18 protein-coding genes are annotated in these 22,895 nt (G+C 60.0%); 11 read left to right on the top strand and 7 right to left on the bottom strand.

Translation table 11 applies throughout. The features are described 5' to 3' along the window. Positions 1-29: 29 nt before the first annotated feature. The 4 genes from HQL98_07445 to HQL98_07430 are packed head-to-tail and all read right to left on the bottom strand — an operon-like array spanning position 30 to position 3,140. Positions 30-680, bottom strand: a complete 651-nt coding sequence (locus HQL98_07445) for an NUDIX domain-containing protein (GenBank protein ID MBF0271879.1) — start codon at positions 678-680, stop codon at positions 30-32. Then, entirely contained in the window at positions 677-1,216 is a 540-nt protein-coding gene (locus tag HQL98_07440; GenBank protein MBF0271878.1) for a DUF4381 domain-containing protein, read from the bottom strand. Before HQL98_07440 ends, HQL98_07445 begins: the two co-directional genes overlap by 4 nt. Continuing rightward, positions 1,213-2,172 carry a DUF58 domain-containing protein gene (locus HQL98_07435; GenBank protein ID MBF0271877.1) on the bottom strand — a complete coding sequence of 320 codons (960 nt, stop codon included), beginning with the start codon at positions 2,170-2,172 and terminating at the stop codon, positions 1,213-1,215. Before HQL98_07435 ends, HQL98_07440 begins: the two co-directional genes overlap by 4 nt. Further along, complete coding sequence (locus HQL98_07430; GenBank protein MBF0271876.1) at positions 2,169-3,140, bottom strand: MoxR family ATPase; 972 nt, start codon at positions 3,138-3,140, stop codon at positions 2,169-2,171. The genes HQL98_07435 and HQL98_07430 overlap by 4 nt, the downstream gene beginning before the upstream one ends. 169 nt (positions 3,141-3,309) lie before the next feature. On the opposite strand from HQL98_07430, the gene HQL98_07425 reads away from it, so the two are divergent. The 3 genes from HQL98_07425 (at position 3,310) to HQL98_07415 (ending at position 6,129) form a co-directional block, all read left to right on the top strand. Beyond that, on the top strand, positions 3,310-4,557 hold the full coding sequence (locus HQL98_07425) for a hypothetical protein (protein MBF0271875.1): 1,248 nt from the start codon (positions 3,310-3,312) through the stop codon (positions 4,555-4,557). A gap of 76 nt (positions 4,558-4,633) precedes the next feature. Then, a complete protein-coding gene (locus HQL98_07420; protein ID MBF0271874.1) occupies positions 4,634-5,851 on the top strand; it encodes a hypothetical protein in 1,218 nt (405 codons plus the stop codon). Between the two features lie 17 nt (positions 5,852-5,868). Further along, positions 5,869-6,129: an acyl carrier protein gene (locus tag HQL98_07415; GenBank protein MBF0271873.1), complete on the top strand. Its 261-nt coding sequence runs from the start codon at positions 5,869-5,871 to the stop codon at positions 6,127-6,129. Here HQL98_07415 and HQL98_07410 read toward each other — a convergent pair. Next, a complete protein-coding gene (locus tag HQL98_07410; protein ID MBF0271872.1) occupies positions 6,117-7,232 on the bottom strand; it encodes a hypothetical protein in 1,116 nt (371 codons plus the stop codon). The genes HQL98_07415 and HQL98_07410 overlap by 13 nt on opposite strands. Beyond that, on the bottom strand, positions 7,229-9,109 hold the full coding sequence (locus HQL98_07405; GenBank protein MBF0271871.1) for an SUMF1/EgtB/PvdO family nonheme iron enzyme: 1,881 nt from the start codon (positions 9,107-9,109) through the stop codon (positions 7,229-7,231). Before HQL98_07405 ends, HQL98_07410 begins: the two co-directional genes overlap by 4 nt. 215 nt (positions 9,110-9,324) lie before the next feature. Here HQL98_07405 and HQL98_07400 point away from each other — a divergent pair, with 215 nt between their 5' ends. From HQL98_07400 to HQL98_07385, 4 genes are read left to right on the top strand one after another with little or no spacing between them, the layout of a single operon-like run. Further along, positions 9,325-10,650, top strand: coding sequence for an HlyD family type I secretion periplasmic adaptor subunit (locus tag HQL98_07400; GenBank protein ID MBF0271870.1), 1,326 nt, complete (start codon positions 9,325-9,327; stop codon positions 10,648-10,650). A 49-nt stretch (positions 10,651-10,699) separates the two neighbouring features. After that, on the top strand, positions 10,700-14,611 hold the full coding sequence (locus HQL98_07395; protein MBF0271869.1) for an ATP-binding cassette domain-containing protein: 3,912 nt from the start codon (positions 10,700-10,702) through the stop codon (positions 14,609-14,611). Between the two features lie 31 nt (positions 14,612-14,642). After that, positions 14,643-16,007: an HlyD family type I secretion periplasmic adaptor subunit gene (locus HQL98_07390; GenBank protein MBF0271868.1), complete on the top strand. Its 1,365-nt coding sequence runs from the start codon at positions 14,643-14,645 to the stop codon at positions 16,005-16,007. A gap of 28 nt (positions 16,008-16,035) precedes the next feature. Then, the gene (locus HQL98_07385) at positions 16,036-17,967 is read left to right on the top strand and encodes an AAA family ATPase (GenBank protein ID MBF0271867.1); all 1,932 of its coding nucleotides are present in this window, start codon (positions 16,036-16,038) and stop codon (positions 17,965-17,967) included. A gap of 21 nt (positions 17,968-17,988) precedes the next feature. Here the strand turns inward: HQL98_07385 and HQL98_07380 are convergent, their stop codons facing one another. Beyond that, positions 17,989-19,209 (bottom strand): glycosyltransferase, encoded by a 1,221-nt coding sequence (locus tag HQL98_07380; GenBank protein ID MBF0271866.1) that lies wholly within the window; start codon positions 19,207-19,209, stop codon positions 17,989-17,991. A 111-nt stretch (positions 19,210-19,320) separates the two neighbouring features. Between HQL98_07380 and HQL98_07375 the strand changes: the two genes are divergently transcribed. The 4 genes from HQL98_07375 (at position 19,321) to HQL98_07360 (ending at position 22,874) form a co-directional block, all read left to right on the top strand. Next, positions 19,321-20,565, top strand: a complete 1,245-nt coding sequence (locus tag HQL98_07375) for a glycosyltransferase family 4 protein (protein ID MBF0271865.1) — start codon at positions 19,321-19,323, stop codon at positions 20,563-20,565. Beyond that, on the top strand, positions 20,562-21,566 hold the full coding sequence (locus tag HQL98_07370; GenBank protein ID MBF0271864.1) for a DegT/DnrJ/EryC1/StrS aminotransferase family protein: 1,005 nt from the start codon (positions 20,562-20,564) through the stop codon (positions 21,564-21,566). Before HQL98_07375 ends, HQL98_07370 begins: the two co-directional genes overlap by 4 nt. Beyond that, on the top strand, positions 21,563-22,459 hold the full coding sequence (locus HQL98_07365) for a GNAT family N-acetyltransferase (GenBank protein ID MBF0271863.1): 897 nt from the start codon (positions 21,563-21,565) through the stop codon (positions 22,457-22,459). The genes HQL98_07370 and HQL98_07365 overlap by 4 nt, the downstream gene beginning before the upstream one ends. A gap of 172 nt (positions 22,460-22,631) precedes the next feature. Beyond that, positions 22,632-22,874: a hypothetical protein gene (locus HQL98_07360; protein ID MBF0271862.1), complete on the top strand. Its 243-nt coding sequence runs from the start codon at positions 22,632-22,634 to the stop codon at positions 22,872-22,874. Positions 22,875-22,895: the final 21 nt, after the last annotated feature.

Below are 22,895 nucleotides of genomic sequence, written 5' to 3'. Positions count from 1 at the left end.
GGGGAGAATATCCCTTCAGGAGTCAGGAGTTAGCGGAGCAGGTGATAGTATTTCTGCATGAAGATGCGTGCGCCATCGGCATAGTTCCAGGGATTGGCGAGCAGATCGTCCATCAGTTCGGCGCGGCTGATCAGACGGTGATCCAGGGCTTCCCCATCGACGAAACGAAACGGTCCATCGAACACTCCGACGTAAACCACCACATTGTGGCGTTTGAGCCAGGGTTCTCCCCCCCGCACCCGACTCAGTGAGCCTTGCCAGGGGTCGTGATCGATCATGCGGATGATGGCGCGGGTGTGGGGATCGTGGGCGCCGGATTGGACCAGTCGATGATAATCCAGGCCATCGTTGGCGATCAACACCTCCTCGACGCCGATCTCCTCTTGCATCTCCTTGCGGGCATTGTCATCGAAGTCCTGACGGGTCAGGGCGGGATTGTCCGTGACCACATGGCCTCCCACCGACTTGTCCCACATGAAGGGATTTTCCGGTTTGTCGCCCCGTTGCACCATCCGGATCAGACCGGAGCTGGTCAGCAGGATGATGTGAACCACCGGCACAGCCAGATTGGCATCCCCGTGGCGTCGGGAGTGTTCGCGGATTTCGGCGAGCAGGGTGGTCCGCTCTTCGGTCTTGACGAAACGGCCTTGGCGATCCGTGGCGTGCAACCATTCGGTCATGGATGTGGCTCCGGTCCTGGAGGTGGAGAGTGTCGGGATGGACGATGATCCGGGGGGATGTTCCGGATCCAGTGTTTGCACAATTCAAGCAGCGCGTCGGCGTTGACCCGGGGGTCAGGCTCGAAGGGGGCCGAAATCAGCACCCGTCCCTCACCCTGGGAAAAGGGCGACCCCTGCAACCCGCGATCCTGCAACCCGCGATCCAGAAAGATCAACCACGCCTCCCCACTCAGACCGGCCACCTCGTGACGGGGATGACGCAGCAGACTCACCCGGCGCAACAAGGCGGAGAGTTCCGTGGCCAGCAGTCGTGGATCCTGGTGGAGGGCGTGGCGTTGGCGGATCCGGGAGAGTTCCGCCAAGGCGGAGGCGCGGAGGCGCTGTCGTTTGATCCGGTGACGCAGCAGCAGCCAGGAGGCGATCAACAGCAACAGCGTCAGGGTGACCGCCCACCATCCCCAGGCCGGAGGCCACCAGGAGATGGGATCCGGCAGATGGATATCCCGCAAGGGCAGGGGGGCGTCGGGGGGGGTCATGGGAAGACCGTTCCCAGGTGGTGACGCAACAGGGCCGGGGCGTCATCTTCGGTGGAACAGGAGATGAAATGGGCGCCGATGGAGCGGCACAGCGCCCGCAGACCCTCCTGCCGCACGACGAAGCGGGCCGCGTGGGCCTGACGGATGCGGGGATCGTCCACATTCAGCAGTCGGGACAGGCCGGAACCGCTGGCGGCCAGGGGATAACGTCCGCCGGGTGGGGGAAGGGCACGCTCCAGGGGGTCGTGGATGAAAAACAGCGTCACCTGATTGTGTTGGGCCATGCGGGCCAGATGGGCCTGATCGGTCTGGTCCACCCCCCGGAAGTCGCTGAACAAAAACACCGAGCTTCCCGGCAGCACCACCCGGCGCAGACGCAGCAGGGCATGGTTCAGGGGTTGGATCGGGGCCGGGCGCGGCTGTGACGGGGATGGGGCAGACGACCCGGCAGGCTGACCGGTGAACCGGAGCAACTCCCGGATCAGTTCCAGGGCGGCCCGATCCCCCCGCATGGGGCGCAATTCCCGGTGTTGTTGTTCGGAGAAGATCAAGCCTCCCAGCCGATCCCCCCGCAAGACGGCGCTCCAGGCGACCAGGGTCGCGGCCAGGGCGGCCTGGGCCACCTTGAAGCGTCCCCGGGTGGCGTGAAACATGGGAGGACGGCAATCGGTCCACACCAGCACGGCCCGTTCCCGCTCCTCCCGGAAGAGTTTGACGTGGGGCTTGCCGGTGCGGGCGGTGACCCGCCACTCCATGTGGCGGATTTCGTCTCCGGGCTGATAGACCCGGGTTTCGGCAAACTCCATGCCCCTGCCCTTGAACGGGGAACGATAACCGCCTTCCAAAGCGGAGAAGACCCGGCGGGGCGGGGCCTTGATGCCCTTGGCCCCGTGGCGCAAGGCGATCAACTCTTCAAGCGCCAGCAAGGGGGCGTTCGGGTTGGGTGCGGCGTTCACGGCGCGGGCACCCGGCGCAGCAACTGTTGAATGAAACTGTCCGGCGTTTCCCCCCGGGCTTCGGCCTCGAAGGTGAGAATCAGCCGATGGCGCAGCACGTCCGGGGCCAGGGTGCGCACATCCTCCGGGGTGACGAAGCTGCGTCCCGCCAGCCAGGCATGGGCCTTGGCGCAGCGGTCCAGGGCAATGGTCGCTCGGGGACTGGCGCCGTATTGCACGATGCCGGCAAGCTCCGGACTGTATTTTTCCGGTGCGCGGGTGGCCAAAATCAGATGCAGCAGGTAGTTTTCCACCGCTTCGGCCATGTGCAGCTCCAACACGTCGCGCCGGGCGGCCAACAGGGTCTCGGTGGGAATTTTTTGGGTCAGTTGGGGCGACTCGCCCCGGCCTTCCTGTTTGGCCTCCTCCCGCACCAAATGAAGGATTTCCCGTTCCACCCCGGCGGACGGGTAACCGATGCGGGTAAGCATCAAGAACCGGTCCAGTTGCGCTTCGGGGAGGGGATGGGTACCCTCCTGTTCGATGGGATTTTGGGTGGCCATCACCAGAAACAGGGTCGGCAGGGGATAGGTTTTGGGACCCACCGTGATCTGGCGTTCGCCCATGGCCTCCAGCAGGGCCGACTGTACCTTGGCCGGAGCGCGGTTGATTTCGTCGGCCAAGACCAGATTGTGAAACAATGGCCCGGGCTGGAACTGGAACGATCCTTCGTGGGGTCGGAAAATCTCCGTGCCGGTGAGGTCCGCGGGCAACAGATCCGGGGTGAACTGGATCCGGTGGAATGCCCCTTCCACATGCATGGCCAGGGTTTTGATCGCCCGGGTTTTGGCCAGTCCCGGCGCCCCTTCCACCAGCAGATGACCGTCGGCCAACAGCGCGATCAACAGGCGGTTGACCAGGGTTTCTTGTCCCAGAATCTTGGAACTGACAGCATGATGCAAGGCTTGAATGGCGGCTTGATTGGACATGTGTGTGTGGTCTGATGGGTCGTGAGCGTTCATGCGCTGTTCAATGGTGTTTGCTGATGTATGCTACCATGAGGTTCGGCTTGAAGGAAACCATTGCTGGTGATATGGTTGACCCGGTTTTGTGGCGCACCATCCATGATCGGGGAGGCCGGTGAATCGATTTTTTTGCGTGTCGCGTCTGAGGGCGGTTTTTTTCCTGGTCGGGGTGAGCCTGATGGTTCGGCCCGGGGTGGTGTCCGCTCTGGATGCCCGCGGTGCCGTGGCTCCGGCGGCCACGCTGGAAAAGGTCCGGCTGGTGGAGCATGCGCGGTGCGGAAACGACAAGCTCTTGATCGAGGAATTTTTTCGTGTGGTGGGGTTCGATCCGGCGGATCTGCTCATCGTGCGGACCAACAGCCTGGGGGAGGTCAGTCGCAAGACGGTTTCGGGGGTGGATCGGGAGGGGCGGGTGGTGCATGCCCATTGTGTCCCCCGGGGTTTTCAGGAGCAGGTGGAAACCCGTTTCCTGACCCCTGCGGGGGAGTCCACCCCGGTTCTTTCCCACCCGCTTTCCGCCTCGGGTCAGGGGATCGAAAAGAGCGCCACCGCGCTTTTGGGACTGCATCAGGCCACCCGCTATTTGCAGTTTGCCGACAAGGACAACCCGGGGAGAAAAGGCACCTGTTGTTGGCATCATGTCTATCTCAACTATCCCTGGCAGATTTCCGGGGAGGAGATTTCCGAACTCATCTTGCCCATGCGCTTCGATCCTACCCTCAAACCCGAGGGGCACCCTCTTTATTATCAATTCTATTCGGCCATCAACGACATCAAGTTTTATTTCGGCCTGCAAACCAATCTGAAACTGAAGGGCAAGGATCATGGGGTGGGGGGGATTTTCTCCCGTTGGGAGTCCCAGGATCCCAACGATCTGCAAATGGTGGAAGGGGGATTTCATGAGATCGGGGATTACGAAGGCCGTTTTGTCAGCGTCCGCAAGCCCCTCACTCTGGAGTCCGGTCCCATGGCCTTGCGTCTGACCACCCGGGCCGACAAGGGGGACGGGGGCCATGTGTGGCTGGATATGGCGGTGATCCATCAGGCCGATACCGCCAAACGGGAGGAGAAAATTGGCTCTTTGCGCTTTCCCGGCCCGTTTTTCCGTTTGACCAAAAAATTGAAAATTTCGGTCGAAAGCTACTCCTTGCAAAGTGTTTCCAAGGCCAGTTCCTGGCAGGTGCCCTTTTTCGACTGGTTTGTGGATGCGCCCCGGATCAATGGCAAATCCCTCGCGGTCAGGCCGGAGGTGGTATTTCCCGAATTGGCTCCCCGGGTTTTGCGGGTCAGCCAGCGTCCCGATGGCGGGGTGCGGGTGCGTCGTTCTGGGTTGATCAATCTGGATGAGGCGGAACCCGATCCCACGATCGACAGAAAATAGTCATTCCGACCGGTCTGTTTCCGGCGGAATCGTTGCCGCAAAACCGTTTATCGAATGTTTTCGAGGGGTGAAACGCATGCCATCGGCCTATTGTCTCATTTATCCCCCGGTGGAGGTTCCGGGGTTTCTGCTGGGTGATCTTTATGCCAAGATGGCGTATGTGGATGAATTGGTGGTTCGGGTCACGCCGGATCCCTCCGGGGCGATGGGATTTCATTTGCGGCGCGAGCCGAACGCCGTCGAAAAAGAATCCCTGATCCGCAAGGTGCAGCGGGCCACCAGACTGCTGGTGGAGACCACCCGTGAACCCATGATCAAAATCGTCGAGGATTATATGGATCGACCGGTTTGCTGCCGCGTGGATCCCATGGAATCCCTGCTGGCCCGGGGTGAAGTGGTCCAGACCGATGCCGGTTTGTTTTCCCTGGGGCCGTTGGTGGCCTCCCTGTGTCGATTTTTTGAAAACCGCCTGTTTGAGGTGGGACTCTCCCAGGGGGCGGGAATGCATCGTTTTCCCGCTATGGTGCCGGCGTCCTTCCTGGAGAAAATTCAATATTTCAAGAACTTTCCCCACTCCTTGAGTTTTGCCTCCCATTTGCGCGAAGATTTGGAGATTGTGGAACGGTTTGCCGCGGAAACCGTCTGCCGGGATGGGACGATCCATCCCCCCGAGGGTGCGCTTTCCGGGATTCGTCAGATTCTGGCTCCCACGGTGTGTCATCATTTTTATCTGTTTCTGGCCAACCGTACCTTGCCCCGGGATCCCGTGGTGGCCACGGCCCAGGGGCACTGTTTCCGGTACGAATCCATCAACATGCACAGCCTGGAACGGTTGTGGGGATTCACCATGTGGGAGGTGATTTTTGTGGGGTCCGCGCCCCGGGTGAAAGAGTCCCTGACCCGGGCCGGAACCGCCCTGCATGCCTTGCTGGCCGAGTGGGGTCTGGCTTATCGGCTCGAAAATGCCACGGATCCGTTTTTCATCCGCGAGTTTGGCGCCCAGTCGGGGTTTCAGAACATCTATGACCTGAAATACGAATATCGCGCCCGGTTGCCTTTCAAGGAAGGGACATTGGCCGCCGGTTCCCGCAATTATCATCAAGATTTTTTTGGTCGTCACATGGGCATCACCCTGCCCGATGGGCGGTTCGCCCACTCCGGATGCATCGGTTTCGGGCTGGAACGGTTGGCCTTCGCCTTTCTGGCCCAGCACGGCACGGAGTTCGGCCAGTGGCCCGAATCGGTGCGGGAGGGGCTGAATCGTTCCGGTTTCCGTATTTTCTCGTCACTCTAAAGATTAAGGAGCAACCGGTGAAACAAACGATTTTGCGGCAGTTGGAATCGATCCTGCGCGAGGTGTTCCAGGATCCCGCCCTGCCGGTCACGGAGTCGTTGACCATGGCTCAGGTGCCGGCCTGGGACAGTGTTGGCCACATGGCCTTGATCAGCGCCACGGAAAACCGTTTTGCCATCCGTTGCAGCCTCGCGGAACTGGTTCCGGTGGAAAGCGTGGCCGCTCTGGTGGCTTTGGTGGAACAGAAATGGGATGGCCACACCCTTCAGCAGCCATAGTCCCCCATGTTGCGGCTGGGGCGCATGGTCGCCGGATCCGGGGGGGACTCCCCTGCGGGGGGCAGGTAATAACAGGTGAGGGGTTTGGGCAGGGGGCGGGTCAGACCGATACCGGCGCACAGTCGGGTCAGTTCCGGGTGATAGTGGGGAATGCGCAGCACTGGAATGTCCGCTTCGCGGGCGTGCTGCAAGGCAAAGCCCAACAGGGGCAACAGATGCTCCTCCCAGGAGGGTTCGGCCCACACATCCAGGGCATAGAGATGTTCCCGGTCCGGCCAATGGGGGCTGGGTCGGCGTGCGAAGAGTCCGAAGGCCCGGAGTTCGCCATTTTTTTCATGGGTGAGCAACAGGGGACGACCGGGATTGGGATTGGCATTCAGGTACCATTCCAGTGCGGGACCGGTGCGGAGATTGGTCAAGGCTTGATGATGGCCGGTGCGTTGCCACAGACGGTCGAAGGCTGGTCCGATGGCGGCGCATACGGCCAATGTGCCGGCCTGGGCCATGGCGTGCCGGAGGCGGGTCATCTGTCGGTTTTGTTGCGCCAGAGTCTGGACCACCGCCAGCGGCAGGGGCCGGGATGCGGGACGGGGGGACCAGTTCCAGGAGATCTGGCAGATCCGTTTGACCCCTTCCCACCAACCGCTTTCCCGGGGGCGGGAGATCCACACGCTTTCGGTTTGGATCCCCTGGGCAAAAGGGAGAAAAGGCACCCGATGCAGGATGGTTTCCACTTCCGGCGTGGGGGTGGTGTTGAATACCGGATGATTCTTGGCCTGCTCCAGAAGCATCAGGAACAGCGCGAGACTGCGGCCCCGGAAGTGGGGCAACACCCGCCAACAACTCATGTTGGCCGCGACTCTGGACTGGCCATTGAATTGCACCCGACTGGGAATCAGGGCGAACATTCCGCCCAACTGGCCCTCTTTTTCCAGCACACCCCCTCGGGGGAAATCCGTCGAAAAGGCGGGATTCTCCTCCCACCAGAAGTGGAAACGGGCGAGCCAGTAGGACTCCTCCCGTTTTTCTCCCGGAAATGATGCGCAGAACCGGGCCAGGGCGGGATAATCGTTGGCTTCGATGGGACGTGGCGGGGGAATCATTTTTTGTGTTCCTTTTTGCCAGAGCTTTGAAGAATCTCTTCGCCGGGGGTCAGGATCAGCCGGAACCCGATGTCGTCCTTGCCGATATCCGGATAGGTGCCTCCCCGATAGGCGGCGCGCACCAGGGCCGGGGGAGAGCGCCAGGATCCCCCCCGTTTAATCCGGTAGCCGAGTGGCCCTTGATGCACCGGATTGCGTTGCCGGGCGGCGGGGGTGTTGTAGAAGTTGCCATCGTACAGATCCTCGCACCACTCCCAGACATTGCCGTGCATGTCGTGCAGGCCGTAATGATTGGCGGGAAACTGGCCGCAGGGGGTGGTTCCCTTGCGGGGGGATCCCGGCTGGCCGGCTCCGTAGATCACACTGCCGTCGTAATTGGCCTGTTCGGTGGTGATGACGTGGCCAAAGTGGAACGGGGCATTGCCGCCGCCATGGCAGGCGTACTCCCATTGGGCCTCGGAAGGGAGCGCGAAGCGCAGTCCCGTGCGTTGCGACAGCCAATCGGCGCAGGCTTGCGCGTCAAACCAGCTCACATGAATGGCTGGATGGGTGTCGTTTTGAGGATAACGGGTTTTTTTCCAGGTGTGCCAGTCGATTTGGGATTGCATGCGGATTTGGCCGCGGGCGGCGGACTGGAGGCGTTCCGGATCGGTCAGATGCAGGCTCTCTTCCACAAAACGGCTGAATTGTTCCCGTGTCACCGGCCAGCGGCCCATCCAGAAACCATCCAGCAGCACCCGATGACGGGGCAATTCCCGTGCGAACCATTTCTCGAAGGCCTTTTCATCGTTTTCCCGGTGCAACTGGGCGTTTTCTTCCGGGGATTGTCCCATGTCGAACCCTCCGGGAGGAATCCAGACGAACTCCATGCCGGTCACGGGTTCCCGCCAGGGGGAAGGCGGACCTTTTTTGGGCAGTCGCGGGCCGTTTTCCTGAATGGCCCGGATGGCGGTTTGGCGTTGTGTCTGCTCCCGGTTCTCCTGGTCGGCGCGGATCGCTTCCACCAGCGCCCCCAGATCCGGGAAACGTTCCTCCCGGTTTTCTTTCAGGCAGCGTTCGATGATGGTCACGCATCCCGGCATGCCGGTGGCCACCTCTTCAGACCAGTTCAAGCCTTCCTGCTGACGCAGTTTGATCAGCAAAGGCTTCAGATAGTCGTATTCCGCCACGGGCCAGCGGCCTTCCAGGATGTAATAACCCGCCAGACCGAAACTGAATTGGAGAATCGATGCGTCGATGCGGGTGACGCTGTGATTTTGCAGTTCCGGGGCCATGTAGAAATCCGTGGTGATCACCCGGTAATAATCCGCCACCCGGGCCTCGCATATCCCCCCCATGTCGATCAGGGCCAGATCCATGGGGCCGGGATCCCGGGAGGCCACCAGGATGTTTTCCAATTTCAAGTCGGTGACGATCAGGCCGGTATCCGCCAGCAGACGATGCAGCAGGGTGGCCAGATTGAGCAACAATTGTCGTTTGCGTGTCGGGGTGAAGGCGTTTTCCCGCTTGAGCCGTTTGATGAAATCGTAGAGACTGATCGGCCAGAAATCCATGTAGATCAGTCCATAAGACTTGATCGACGCGGCGGGGTCCGGTTCGATGGCTTCGTGGAAGCTGCGGATTCTCACCAGACTGGCATGGTTGAGTCGTTGCCAATGGCTGGTCAGTTGTCGCCACTCGTGGTTTTCTTCCGCGTCTTCCTTGCCCCGTATTTTCAAGGGAATGATCTTTACCGCCACTTGGGAGAAATCGTCTTCGACCAGGAAGACCTGTCCAAAACTGCCCCCTCCCAGAGAATGTACCATGCGCATTTCTGGCGTGAATCGTTGGATCATGGCCTGAGCCCGTTCCAGGTTCAGTTCAATCAAACGGGGCATGGAATGTCTCTCTTTCATTAAATGGGTAATGGTTATGCCCTGATATGCAATAACGGCTCTTGATGATCAATCCGAATGCTTTTGTCAAGGGGCGTTGGGTCGAATCCTTGCTATCTTGCTTTTTCTATACCATTATACAGATGGAGTGAGTATTGATGAACACTCGTATCAATGAGGGATAATTCCAGAACTTTTCCAGCGCATACGACTAGAGCATGAAAATTTTTCCCACCAAACCCATTCCGACTCATATCCGTCCCTTGGAGATCATGGGTAATGATCGGGATGTGGCCGCGCCCGCCTTGATCGCCGATACCTGGAAAATTGTCCTGCTTGCTTTTCTGCCGTTGCTGCTTTGGTCTTTTTTGGCCAAATTGCAAGAGGTGGCCCATGCTCCGGGTCAGGTGATTCCCACCGGATCGGTACACGTGGTGCAGCATCTGGAGGGGGGGATCATCGGCGAAGTCAAGGTGCGGGACAATACCCTGGTGGAGGCGGGTCAGGTGATGTTTCGCATGGATGGTACCCAGGTCAACGCCGAGTTGGAACAGGTGGATGCCCGGATCGCCGGCTTGCAGGCGCGTGGGATTCGCGCCCGGGCGTTCGCACGGAGAGAACAACCTGATTTTTCGGGAATTCCTGAACGGTTCAAGGGGTTGGCCGATGGGCAGCGTCAGGTGTATGCCGATCAGGTGCTCTCTTTGGAAAACAACAAGCAGGTCATCCATGCCCAGATCGACCAGCGCCAATCCGAAATGCAATCCCTTCAGACCGCCCTGGATACCGCCCGGGGTCAGGTCGCCCTCACGGCCAACATGCTGGAAATCCGCAAGACTCTGCTGGAGAAAAAGGCGGTCTCCCGCATCGTCTACCTGGAAACCCTCAAGGCGAGCGAAACCGCCCAGGGGGAGGTGAAACGCATCAACAAGCAGATCGAAAATATTCGGGGCGCCATCGCCGAAGCCACCAGTCGTCTCAATCAGGTGGACGCCGATGCCCAGCGGATGGCCAACGACGAGTTGACCAGCGTGACCAACGAATTGGCCCAGGTCCGGGAACAGCGTCTCGAAATGGTGGACCGGTCGGCCCGTCTGGAAATCCGCGCTCCTGTGGCGGGCATCGCCCAGGAGGTGAACATCACCTCTAAGGTCATCGCCCCCGGTGGAGTGCTGGCCAAAATTGTCCCCATGGCCGATAACATGCAGATCGAAGTCCACATTTCGCCTCAGGATGTGGGCCGTGTCCGCGTCGGCTCGCCGGTGGCCATCAAATTGAGCAGTTATTCGTTCGTCTATTTCGGACGTGTTCTTGGCACGCTGACTTCGGTTTCACCCAGTACCCTGCTCGATGAGAAAAAGCAGGCCTATTACAAGGGAATCATCACGCTGGAAAAAGCCTACCTCGGGGAGGAGCCCGGCAAGAATCCCATCCTTCCTGGCATGCTGGCCCAGGTGGACATCACCCTGGATCAACGTCGGGTTATCGAAATTCTCTGGAAACCGGTGTTCAATACTGTCCATGACGCGTTCAAAGAACATTAATCAAAACGCCTCCTCATCCGGGGGGTGGCCATGGTCGTTTGGAAAACAGATGCCGAAAGATATCCGAGGTCTTCCGGAAGGGGCCGGGAAGTTCAGCACGGTGGTGGTGTTGGGGGTTACCTCACTGCTCATCAACCTGTTGGGCTTGATGGTGCCTTTGCTGCTGATGCAGGTTTTCAACCGGATCATTCCGAATCAGGCGGTCAACACCCTGTCCATGCTGGTGATCACCGTGCTGGTGGCCCTGGTGGTGGAAAGCGCCATCCAGACATTGCGCTCCCATGTGGTGGGTTGGATCGGCGCCCGCTTCATTCACCGGGGCAGTTGTCGCGTGTTGCGGCGTCTGCTGTTCGCCGAACCCAGAGAGTTCGAGCGGGTGGATGGGGCCAAGTATCTGGAACAAATGAACGCCATCCATACCATTGGCGAACTGTACTCCGGACAGGCGATGATCGCCCTGTTCGATTTGCCATTTTTCTTATTGTTTCTGTTCATGATCTACAAGATCGGCGGCATCTTGGTGCTGGTGCCGGTGTTCACGGTGGTGATCATTTCGGTTTTTTCCACGGTGATGGGCGAGCGGTTGCGTCAGACCCTCGACACCGACTTGAAGGTGAACCAACGGCGCTTCAGTTTCATCACCGAAACCTTGAGCCGCATCCATGCCGTGAAATCCCTGGCCATGGAACCCCTGATGCTGCGCCGCTACGAAATGTTGCAGCTTTCCAGTCTGCGGCACACCTATGACATCATTTTCCGGGGTGGACTGATTCCGGCCTTTTCATCGTTTGCCGGTCAAACCACCACCGCCGTCATCGTGGGACTGGGCGCCATCGAGGTGATCCACGGCGACATGACCACCGGTGGTCTGGCCGCCTGCACCATGCTTTCCGGACGCATTCTGCAACCCCTGCAAACCCTGGTGCGGGGCTGGACCCGTTTGCAGTCCACCCGCCTGGCCAAACAGCAGATCCTGGAACTTTTCACCCTGCCCCAGCGTCCCCTCGCCGAGGAGTCCAGCGGGTTCGAGCAGATGGAAGGCGCCCTCGAACTCCAGAATGTCACCTGTCGGGTTGGCGGTGATCTGGTGATCTTGAAAAATCTCTCCCTGGAGGTCAAACCCGGAGAGTGCGTCGGTCTGATCGGCAAAAGCGGGGAAGGCAAGACCACCTTGCTGAAACTCATCTCCGGCGCGGTCATGCCCAGCGAGGGGGCGGTGCTGGTGGATGGCAAGAATCGCAGCTCCCTGCCGGTTCATCTACACGACGCCATCGGTTACGTGCCCCAGACCGGGGTGCTGTTCAATGCCACCCTGCTGGAAAATCTCACCCTGTTCGACGAATCCCGCAACGAGCTGGCTTTGAGCATCGCGGCGGAACTGGGTCTGGACGCCATTGTGGCCCGCATGCCCAAAGGATATCAAACCCCCATTGGCGAGGGCGTGTCGGATATTTTGCCCGCCGGTGTGATCCAGCGTATCGCCATCATCCGCATTCTGGTCAAGCAGCCCAAGATTTTGTTGTTCGACGAAGCCAATACCGCCATCGACTCGGTGGGCGACATCCTGTTGCGCAACTATCTGGAGCAACTGAAGGGCAATACCACCCTCCTGCTGGTCTCGGAGCGCCCATCGCTGCTGCGGATCACGGATCGTTGTTATCAATTCCAGGATGGCGCCCTCGCGCCCCTGGCCCATTTCATGGACGCCTTGAATCCGCCCCAACCCGCCGTTCCGGTCGGGGAAGGGGTCGCTCCACCCGAAGAGATCTCCCCTGCCGCCGTGGCCACCACCCAGACCGTCCGGGAGACGGAGTCGGAACTTTTGCCTTCCGATAATCTTTCCACCCAGGGGGGACAGTTCGCCGATTGGCATGACTACATGGACAGCATCCCCACCACCAACCGGTTCACCTGGTGTCTGCGTGGACTGCTGGAGGGGTTGCAATGGCGCGGGACCGGTCGACAACTGGCCGAGTCTTTGCCCCATCTGTTGGATCAGTTGGATCTGACCGGATTGTGCAACATCATGGCCAATTTGAATTTCAAGCATAAAATGGATCGTGGCCGGGTCCAGAACATCGATGCCCGCTTGGCGCCATTCCTGTTTGCCTTCGACAGCGGGCGCATGGTGGTGGTGCTGGAAAAGAAAAAACGTTCCCGGATGCTGATTCTGGATGGGGAAACCGGGCAGCAGACCGAAACCGATTTGCAGGGCAAAGGAACCGCATTCTTCTTTTCTTCCCAGCAGCAGACCGTGTTGTTGCCACAAAGCTGGGTGCGTTCCCAGTTGTCCTTGTTCCGCTCCCTGGTCTGGAACCTGATGGGCATCACCATCATTGGCAACATCATGGCTTCGGCCATGCCGATTTATGTCATGGTGGTCTATGATCGGGTGATTCCCACCGGATCGATTTCCACTGGTGTGGTCATGCTGGTGGGCACCATCCTGGCGTTGCTGATCGATGGGGCGTTGCGGGTTCACCGTCTTCATCTGTTGGCCTACATCGGCACTAAGCTGGAACGGGCCTTGAGCAGCGTCATCCTCAACCAGATTCTGGGGCTGCCCTCCAGCCTCACCGAGCAGATCTCGGCGGGCAATCAGGTGTCCCGTCTCCGCTCCCTGGAAGTGGTCCGGGAGATTTTGACCGGACCGCTGTCCATGCTGCTTTACGACATCCCTACCACCGTGTTGTACCTGATCGTCTTGAGCTTCGTCAGCCCGAAGGTGATCGGTCTGATGGTGCTGTTGATCGTGGCCATGGTGGTGGTGGCCCTGGCGTTGATGCCGGTGATCCAGAGACGTTCCGCCCTGTCGTCCCAGTACAACTCTCAGCTTCAGGCCTTTCTCACCGAGGCCCTCAGCCGCATCCAGACCATTCAAAGCACCCATTCGGAGGAGATTTGGTTTGATCGGTTCCGGGATCTGTCCGGCAAGGCGACTTTGGCTTCGTTTCAACTCGCGACCATCTCCAACCACATGACCACCGTGGCGCGACTCCTCACCATGCTGGCGGGAGTCGCGGTCATGAACGATACCGCCCGTACCGTGGTGGCGGCTGATGTCCAGAATACCGGCGCGGTGATCGCCTCCATGCTGATCACCTGGCGGATTCTGTCGCCGTTGCAGACGTTCTTTCTGGGCATCAACAAGATCGTCAGCATCTCCAACAGCGTGACGCAGCTGGACCGCCTGATGGAACTCAAGGTGGAACGGGGGTATGGGCAGGTCCATACCGCCCGCAAGGATTTCAAGGGGGAGATCGCCTTTGCCCGGGTCTCCTTCCGCTACACCAACGACGCCGAACCCGCCCTGGTGGGTGTCACCTTTCGTGTGCCCCCCGGTTCGGTGGTGGCGGTGATCGGCTCCAATGGCTCGGGCAAGTCCACCTTGATCAAACTGATCCTCGGACTCTACGATCCCCAGGCCGGCAGCGTACTCATCGACAACAACGACATCCGCCAGATCAACGCCTTGCAGTTGCGCCACGCCATCGGTTATCTGCCCCAGCAGTGTGACGTGTTTTTTGGCACCGTGGCCCAGAATCTGCGTCTGGTCCGTCCCGAGGCCAGCGACGAAGAGTTGCACACCGCCGCCGCCCGCGCCGGATTGCTGGAGGAGATCCTCCAGATGCCGGCGGGTTTCAATACCCGCCTCCAAGACAGCCGCAGCGATCAACTGTCGGCGGGCTTCAAGCAGCGGCTCTCTTTGGCCCGCGCCCTGCTGAAAAACTGTTCCATCATGCTGTTTGACGAACCGGCCAACAACATGGACGCCAAAAGCGAAGCCCTGTTCCGTCAGGCGGTGGAGGAGATGCGTGGCAAAACCACGGTTTTCATCGTCACCCATCGGCCCAGTCATCTGAAAATGGCTGATTTTGTGCTTTATCTGGATCGGGGCTATCTGCGCGCCGCCGCTCCTCCGGGCGAGGTGGAAAAATTGTTGCCCAGGTCGTTTGTCTAGTCCCTGGATGGTTTGACTTTCGAGGACGCTTATGTTGCAGAATCGTTTTTCCAGACATCTCAGCGAAGCCCATATCCTGGAGGAGACCGGTGTCTCCTGGCAGGTCAAGGCGATTCTGGCTGGCACCTTGTTTCTGACGGTGTTTTTGTTGTGGCTGACCGCCACCATTCAGGTCAACGAGGCGGTCAAGGCCTCCGGAGAGTTTTTGCCCATCCAGGGGGTGCAACGCATTCATCCGCCGGAAGGGGGAATTGTCACCGAGATTCATGCGGTCAACGGTCAGGTGGTCTCCAAGGGGGCTTTGCTGGTTCGTCTGAAAAACAGCGGCACCGATGCCGAAGAACGGCAGGTAGAGGCACGGTTGATGGGACTCAAGGCCCGGGCCATTCGTCAGGAGGCCTTTCTCAAGGGAACGGAACCCGATTTTTCCGGCATTCCCGCCAAGTACGCCGATGTGGTCCGGGAGCAGCGGGCGTTGCTCGATACCCAAAAACAGGTGCTCCAGAAAAGTTTGTGGGTCTTTGAAACCCAGATTCAGCAAAAACGCACCGAGATCGAACTGGCCACCCAGAACCTGCGGAACATGGAAAAAAATGTGGCGGTCAACGCCGATCTGATGGCCTTGCAGGACAATCTGGGCAAAAAAAGGCTGGTCTCCCGGCTGTCCCAACTGGAGTCCCAGCGGGTTTACCTCGACAGCGAAGGCAAAAGCAAAACCCTTCTGGCCCAGATCAAACAAAACCAGGGCGCCTTGGAAGAGGTGCTGGCCAAAAAGGGACTGTACGAAAAAGAATTGCGCAATCAGGCCAATCAGGAGCTTGGCACCATTCAAAACGAGATTTCCCAGGTCAAGACCCTGCTCGAACGTCAGGTGGACCGGAAACACAATCTGGATGTCCATGCCCCCATCGAGGGGCGGGTGCAAGACTCCCGGGTGTGGACCCTGGGTTCGGTGTTCAGTCCTCGGGATGTGCTGATGGAGATTGTCCCCCTGGCCGATGATCTCCAATTGGCCCTCAACATCTCTCCCAAGGATATGGGATATGTCCGGGCCGGACAGGAGGTGGCCATCCGGGTGACCAGCTATGAATTCAATCGGTTCGGCGGAGTCGAAGGTCGTCTGATCTCCATCTCTCCGTTTACCCAGATGGATGCGGAGGGCAATGTGGCCTATAAAGGCATCGTCAAGCCCGAGCGTCCTTTCGTCGGGGATCCGGGGGCGGGGCGGGCCATTCTGCCGGGCATGAAAGCCGATGCGGATATCATTTCCGGCCGCCGTTCCATCCTGTCGTATATCCTGAATCCCTTGACCCGTCCGGAGCGGCACATCTCCACGATGCAGGGATTCCTGTCCATCTGGGAGTCATTGAAAGGTTACTTTTCTGCCCATCCATGAGCCATGAACGCAGCATCGGGGAATCACCATGGACCCATTGCCTTTGACCAAGCGCCAGATCGAAATCCTCAAGCTCATCCAGACCGGATGCAGCAACAAGGAGGTGGCCAGACGGCTCGACATTTCCGATGGCACGGTCAAACAGCATCTGGTGGAGATTTTCCGGCGTCTCAAGGTCAACAACCGGACCAAGGCGGCTCAACTGGTCACCCGTGCCGAAGAGGAGTCCTTTTTCTTGACCTCCTTGAAAGAAGATGAACCGGTGCGGAGTCATGCTCCGGTCAAGGCCAGCATCTCCTTGGCCGCGTTGCAACCCATGCACTGTGTGCAGATCCGACCCCGTTTGGTCCGGGAGTTGGTGCATCGGCTCGGGGGCGAGCGGTTTAATCGCTTCAACCGTCACATCCGGGAGGTGTGCGATCAGGCGGCGCGTCGTTTCGAGGGGGTGGTGCAAGGCAGCATCGAAGGTCCGCTGCTGCTGTTCGGGGTCCGTTTCATGCGCGAGGACGACCCCTTGCGGGCGGTCTGTTGCGCGAGCATGGTGGTGGAGTCGTTGGATCCGGAGTGGTCCGGACTGTTCCCCGATCATCCCCCGGTGGAGATCACCATCTATTCCGTGCCGGTGATCACCTGCTCGGATGGAAAAACCACCACCATCCAGGGAGAACTGGTCCTGCCGGAAAGCGGTGATACGCCTCATGTGACCATTGGTCACGGGATCAGACTGTCGGCGGAAACCGGGCGGGAGTTGGGCCGTCTGTTTGTGCGCCATGGGGTGCTTTCTTCTTTGTTTCCAGGGTGCGGAGCGTTGGCGGGTCATGTCTTCGCTGGGGAGGATTGGACCCTGGATCCCCATTTTGTGGGGCGGGATACGGAACTCGAAGAGTTGCATCGCAGATTGGCCAAGGCGTTGAATGGCGACTCGGAGACCACCCTGGTGGTGGGAGAGGCGGGATTCGGTGAAACCCGGCTGGTGCAACAGTTGCAATTGGAGACTGCGACCCGCAAGGATACCCGCTGGTTGATCGGTACTTGTCACACGGTGGTGCGACAGGTGCCGTTGCATCCGTTTTTGCCGGTTTTGGAGAGTCTGGCCAGAACCGATCCCGGCTTGACGCCGGCGCAACGCTGGGAGCAGGTGGAGGTGTGGGTGAATCTTCTGCCCGCCCCCCTCAACCGGAGCGGCAAACGGTTGCTCGCCTGGATCCGGGAGGTGGAGCCATTGCCCCGCATGCAGCCCGGGGATGCGCTGTATGAGGAGTTGTTGGATTTTTTGGTTGGGGTGATGCCTTCGTCCCCGGGGGCGGTGGTGTTGTATCTGGATAATTTGCAATGGATGGATCCGTGTACCCGACTGTTGTTGCCGGGTCTGGCCCATCGTCTGAACGGCAGCCATGTCTGGTTGCTGGGCGCGGGGAGAAAGGCGGAGTTGCGCACTTTGGCCAATCAACCTGCCATTCACATGCTGTCGTTGATGCGTTTGCCCAACCGGGAGATCCTGCGACTCTTGAAACAGATGCCCGTGGCCAAACGACTCGACGCCTTGCAGATCGATCTGTTGCTGGAGTGGAGTCGGGGGGTGCCCCTGTTTGCGGTGGAGATTGCCAACCATTTGGCCGGCATGAAAAAATCCGCCCTTCAGGAGAAGATCCACTCCCATGATCTGTTTCCGGAATCCTTGCTGTGCATGGTGATGGAACGGTTGCACGCCCTGGTGGGCATGGATTGGAAAGTGATGCGCGCCCTGGCGGCCAGCCATGCGGAAGTCGCCATGGAGCAGGTGTTGGCCTGGAATCTCCATGGGGATTCTCAGGCCACCGAGGCGGTGGTCTTCCATCTGGATCAGGCGGGACTGCTCAAGGTGGTGGAACGGGGAACGCGACGCTTCATCACCTTTGGCAATGAGATGGTACGCGCCGCCATTCGCAAGACCATGCCGGCAGGCGATCTGCTGGATTGAGGGGGCGTGCCCGGGAGGAACTCAACTCCGATTGTCGCACAACGCCTCCAGCCAAGTTTCCAGTCGCTCCACCCGGCTGTCCCAGGTGTTTTCCAGGGCGCGGGCGCGACGGGTGGCGGGTGTGCCCACCCCCTGACCCCCAATGGCTTCGGCCAGGGCGGTTTCCCAGGCGTCTGGCTCTGCCGCGATCCGGACCACATCGGTGAACTCCAGCAGTGCGTGTTGGGGCGCTGCCACCACGGGTTTTCCCGTGGCCAGATATTCATGCAGTTTGGTGGGATAACCATGCACCACCCAATCTTCCGGTGAGCCCTCTTCGACCCGGGCGATTTTGTAGGCGATGATGTTGACATCCATGTGAACCACATACGCGGGCAGTTCTTCCCGGGATTTCAGACCCAGATAATGGATGTTGGGGCGTTGTCGCAACTGTTCCCAGGCCGCCTTGGCCGCCCGGTCCCGCTCCCTCGGGCTGTTCATGTAGACCGGTCCCAGAAAGACCCAATGCCAATCCGGATGGCGATCCGCCACGCTGGTGATCATCTCCAAGTCGAGTTTGGGATTGATGTTGCCCACATAACCGATGCGGGGAGTGGGGATGGTGGCCAGATCCGCCGGGCAGGGGGCCTGATCCGTCGAGGCGAAGCGAACCGCGTCCGCCCCGTTGGGTAGCGGTCGGGCGCGCTGCGGGCCGGGATTGGGCAGTTGCAGCGCCATGCCCGGAGAAGAGGCGGTGATCAGATCCGCCCGGGCCACCAGTCGGGCCTCCATGTCGGCTTTGGCCGGGGACCAGTCGTCCATCAGACGATAGACATCATACACATGATAGACGGTCCAGTCGGGCTTGAGCCAGCGCAGATACGGCTCGAACATGGGATGAAACAGCATGACGATGCGTTTTCCGCCATGGGGAAGCGCGGCGCGCAACAGGCGTGCGGCGTGCAGGGCCATCACCCCCTGATTCCAGACCGGCCACTTGTCCCACAAACAGGGCCAACGGCCCGGACGATCCACCCCGACCCCGCACTCCCGGTTTTCGATGGAGCCGAACCACGACGCCTGTTGCCATGGGCGGGCGTGACGTTCCCACCAGTTCAACGGTCCGTGACTGTAGATCACCGGCCATCCCCGACGGGCCAGACGGGAGAGCAGTTGCTGCCGGCTCAACCAGTGATTGTCCCAGGGATGGGGGGCAAAGGCCAGGATCGGGGGTTTCGGGTTTGGCCTTGAGTCGCGCTCCATGTCGTGCCACCATGCCTGAGTGTGAATGCCATACAAGACAATATCGGGACACTATAACGAGTCGCTCCATTGGATTCACGGGATTCCATCGGCTTGGCGTGGGCTTGGATCATGAAGGCAACATCCCTGGGGTCGCATCACGTACTGGTGGTTTTTCACACCACCTTTCCCGAGACGCGGGGCGGGATCAACGTGATGATCGGCGCGTTGGCCCATGCCTGGACCCGTCAGGGAATCCGGGTATCCCTGTTCGCCCCGGCTCCCTGGGAGCAGAAAGGGTTGAGCGTGGAGCGTTTTGGCTCCATCACCTTGTACAAAATGCGCTTGCGACCCTATCGGGACTCCCGACGGCCACTGCGGGGATTGTTGGGTTTTCTGGCGGAATTGCCGGTCACCTTGTGGCGATTGCATCGCCTGATGCGTCGGGAACGGGTGGATGTGGTGCATTTTCACACGCCCCGGGATTATCAATGCGTTTTTCAACTGTTGTCCCTGTTGGGCGGTCCGCCGGGGGTGTTGACTTTTCATGGTACCGATGCCCTGGACTTCGCCAGGAACGGACCAAACGCACAAGGGATGTTGCGTTGGATCGTGGGACGCATGGCGGCGCTCACGGCGGTGGCCCGTCATTATGCCCGGCAGATCGAAGCCGCCCATCCCGGTCTGGCTCCGGTGCGGGTCATTCCCAACGGCATCCCCCCCATCGAAGAGGAGTCGGTGGAACCCTGTGGCGTGGATCTGCCGCAACGCTTTTGGGTGATGGTGGGATGGATCGAACCGCCCAAGGCTCAGGATGTGGCGGTGCGGGCCTGGGGCGAGGTGCTGAAACACGATAGGGATGTGCATCTGGTGATCGTGGGGGATCAACCGTTTGTGCAGCCGGGTCGACCCTATTATCCGGGATTTTTCGAGCAGGTGCGCCAACTGGCCCAGGATCAGGGGGCTGGATCCCGGATCCATTGGGTCGGTTCCCTGCCCCGGGGGCAGGTGCTGTCGGTGCTGCAACGGGCACAGGGATTGATTTTTCCCACCCATCGGGAGGGCATGCCTTATGTGTTGCTGGAAGCCGGCGCGGTGGGTTTGCCGGTGGTGTGCAACCGGATTCCTCCGTTCACCGATCTGTTGGAGCCGGACCGGACCGGCGTGCTGACTCCCGATTCCGATCACCTCGCCCTGGCCGAGGCGGTGTTGCGGTTGGAGGCCGACCCGGCGCGACGACGGGCCATGGGGCTGGCGTGGCGGGAGCAGGTGCGGCGGGAGTACTCCCGGGAGGCCATGGCCGAGGGCTATCTGGTCTTGTTCCGGGAGTTGACCGGCAAGGATTTTGGTCGGGATCGTCGGGAGGCCGGGTCATGAGTGGTCTGTTTTTGGGGCCGTTGCGACCCGAGGATCTGTTGGCGGTGGAGCGGGAACCGGTGATGGCCCCGGATGGGGCATGGTTTGTGGCTTCGGGTCACGATGCCATCCGTTTGTTGTTGCGTCACCAGAGGCTGCAACCCGGTGCCCGGGTGGCGCTTCCGGCCTTGATCTGTCCCACGGTGGTGAGCGCCATTTGCGCCGAGGGTCTGATGCCGGATTTCGTGGACATCGAGCCGGACCTGTGTGTGATGTCATTCGATGAAAACGTTTTTGCCCGGCGCGGCTTCGATCTGATCCTGTTGCCCCATCTGTATGGATTGCCCCATCCCCGCACCCGCGAGATTCGGGATTTTGCCCGGAATGCGGGCATCCCGTTGATTCACGACGCGGCCCAGTCGTATGGAGTGTGTCTGGATGGGAAACCGCTGGTCAACCTGGATCAGGGGGGGGTGTACAGTTTTGGTCCCGGCAAGGCCACGACGGCGGCCACCGGGGCTTTGGTGTATGGCCTGTCCAGGGAGGCGGCTTGTCTTTGGGGTCTGGATCGATTGGCGCGATGGGATCCGGAGGCCCATTTTTTCATGCGTCAGCGCATGGGGCTGCCCGGGCGTTCCCCCTCCTGGGGATGGCTGGTGAGGCGAGGTTTGCGGGGCAGTCGGATTCAGGCCCAGGCGGGACATCGGGTGATGCGGAATTTTTCCCGGATCGAGGCGGGACGACGGGCCAACTGGGAAGTGTTGCGGCAGTGGCTGGGAACGGAATTGATGGGCACCCGGAATGAGCGTTGTTCTTATTATAAATTTGTCTTCAAGACCCCCAATCCGGAGTGGTGTCCTCCGCCCGAATGGGCTGTGGTGCCGTGGCGACGTGTGGTCCGTCATCCGACGGCAGGGGATTTGCCACACTATGGCAATCCGAACGAAACCCTGATCGAGTTGTCCACGGAACGATCCTTAGCGGAGTATCGCACGCTGGCGGCGGAACAGGGGCGGGCATGAGTCCTTTTCTGGGTGAATCCTGGTTGCGGGTCATGCGGGACTCTGGCGCGGTCAGCGATGTGGTGGCTGTGGAGTTGGGGGGGGAGCGGATCCATGCGGGTGTGGTCCGTGGATGGGGTCAATCCCGTTGGGTGCTGTTCGGCAGTTGGGAGCCGCAACCGCAACAGGGGCTGGAACGGCTCTTTGAACAGGCCAGAAGAGCCGGAGCCTTCGCGGTGGAGTCCCGTTTCAACATGGCCCGCTGGCCCGAGGCGGTGGTCTGCGCGGCGGGTGGCGAGGTGAGCGAGCCGTTTGGCACCTATCGGGTGGATTTGACCCAATCCGAGGCGGATCTTTGGAAAGGGGTGCATTCCAAACATCGCAATGTCATACGACGCGCCCGGGAACAGGGGGTGGAGATGGTGGTGGGGGTGGATCGGGATGGATTTATCGAAACCATGAACGCCACCTATCAACGGGGCGGACGCCACAATCCCTTTTCCGCCGCCTATTTCGCCTCCTTGTTCCGGCACATGGAGTCTGACATGCTGGCTGTGAGTGTCCATTGCCGAGGCCGTCTTCAGGCTGCGGCCTTGATTCCTTTCGACGCGGAGCGGGGGTATTTTCTGCACGGGGCGACCATCGACGCGCCGGAGTTGGGGGCGGCCAATCTGTTGCACTGGGAATTGATGCTGGCCTTGAAGGCCCGGGGCGTGGCGGCTTATGATCTGGGCGGGGCGAGACTGCACACGGATGACCCGAGATTGCAGGGGATTTTTCGCTTCAAGGAGCGTTTTGGGGGACCGTTCGAGCCTTGCTGTCATTGGCGACGGACGGTACACGCGGGGCGGTATGCCTGGGTCCGGTGGCTGGAGGGGGTGCGCGCCTGGAGTGCTAGGAAACGGGTGGGTTGAATGGGGATGTAAGAAGAGTGGAGTCGTTTTTTCACTTGTCATTTGACGAAATTCAGTTAGACTTCCGAGTCCGAGATGGCGAGTTCGCTGACCGTGATCCCATGGATCCGTTCGGGTCTTTTGTCTGGTTAAACAGGTAATAAAAATGAGTATTTACGGCGGAAATGAATTGATGTTCGGGCCCAGTGCCCAGGTTGCCTTCGATGCGTTGGCCCAGCGTACCCGTTCCATGGCCGATGTCTCCATGTTGCGTTTTTTCGAGCGCAGCGCCGTCAGCAGCATGACCGGCGTGGCCAACGATACCTCCCGCGCCTCGGCTGCCTACAAGGTCAGCCTTTCCGAGGCGGCTGTACGTTTGTATCACCAAAAGGCTGGCATCTCCACCTCCAGTGCGGTTTCCAAATTGATCTTGTAGTGCTTCTTTGCTGTCGCGTCA

This window comes from Magnetococcales bacterium (assembly GCA_015231755.1).
GTDB lineage: Bacteria > Pseudomonadota > Magnetococcia > Magnetococcales > Magnetaquicoccaceae > Magnetaquiglobus.
This window is presented reverse-complemented; position numbering and strand designations above follow the sequence as displayed.

Bases quoted from the DNA above. Each gene is read 5' to 3' on its own strand.
- HQL98_07420 (MBF0271874.1), top strand. From the start codon at position 4,634: ATGCCATCGGCCTATTGTCTCATTTATCCCCCGGTGGAGGTTCCGGGG.
- HQL98_07445 (MBF0271879.1), bottom strand. From the start codon at position 680: ATGACCGAATGGTTGCACGCCACGGATCGCCAAGGCCGTTTCGTCAAG.
- HQL98_07440 (MBF0271878.1), bottom strand. From the start codon at position 1,216: ATGACCCCCCCCGACGCCCCCCTGCCCTTGCGGGATATCCATCTGCCG.
- HQL98_07370 (MBF0271864.1), top strand. From the start codon at position 20,562: ATGAGTGGTCTGTTTTTGGGGCCGTTGCGACCCGAGGATCTGTTGGCG.
- HQL98_07360 (MBF0271862.1), top strand. From the start codon at position 22,632: ATGTTCGGGCCCAGTGCCCAGGTTGCCTTCGATGCGTTGGCCCAGCGT.
- HQL98_07430 (MBF0271876.1), bottom strand. From the start codon at position 3,140: ATGTCCAATCAAGCCGCCATTCAAGCCTTGCATCATGCTGTCAGTTCC.
- HQL98_07365 (MBF0271863.1), top strand. From the start codon at position 21,563: ATGAGTCCTTTTCTGGGTGAATCCTGGTTGCGGGTCATGCGGGACTCT.
- HQL98_07380 (MBF0271866.1), bottom strand. From the start codon at position 19,209: ATGGAGCGCGACTCAAGGCCAAACCCGAAACCCCCGATCCTGGCCTTT.
- HQL98_07395 (MBF0271869.1), top strand. From the start codon at position 10,700: ATGCCGAAAGATATCCGAGGTCTTCCGGAAGGGGCCGGGAAGTTCAGC.
- HQL98_07385 (MBF0271867.1), top strand. From the start codon at position 16,036: ATGGACCCATTGCCTTTGACCAAGCGCCAGATCGAAATCCTCAAGCTC.
- HQL98_07400 (MBF0271870.1), top strand. From the start codon at position 9,325: ATGAAAATTTTTCCCACCAAACCCATTCCGACTCATATCCGTCCCTTG.
- HQL98_07405 (MBF0271871.1), bottom strand. From the start codon at position 9,109: ATGCCCCGTTTGATTGAACTGAACCTGGAACGGGCTCAGGCCATGATC.
- HQL98_07410 (MBF0271872.1), bottom strand. From the start codon at position 7,232: ATGATTCCCCCGCCACGTCCCATCGAAGCCAACGATTATCCCGCCCTG.
- HQL98_07390 (MBF0271868.1), top strand. From the start codon at position 14,643: ATGTTGCAGAATCGTTTTTCCAGACATCTCAGCGAAGCCCATATCCTG.
- HQL98_07375 (MBF0271865.1), top strand. From the start codon at position 19,321: ATGAAGGCAACATCCCTGGGGTCGCATCACGTACTGGTGGTTTTTCAC.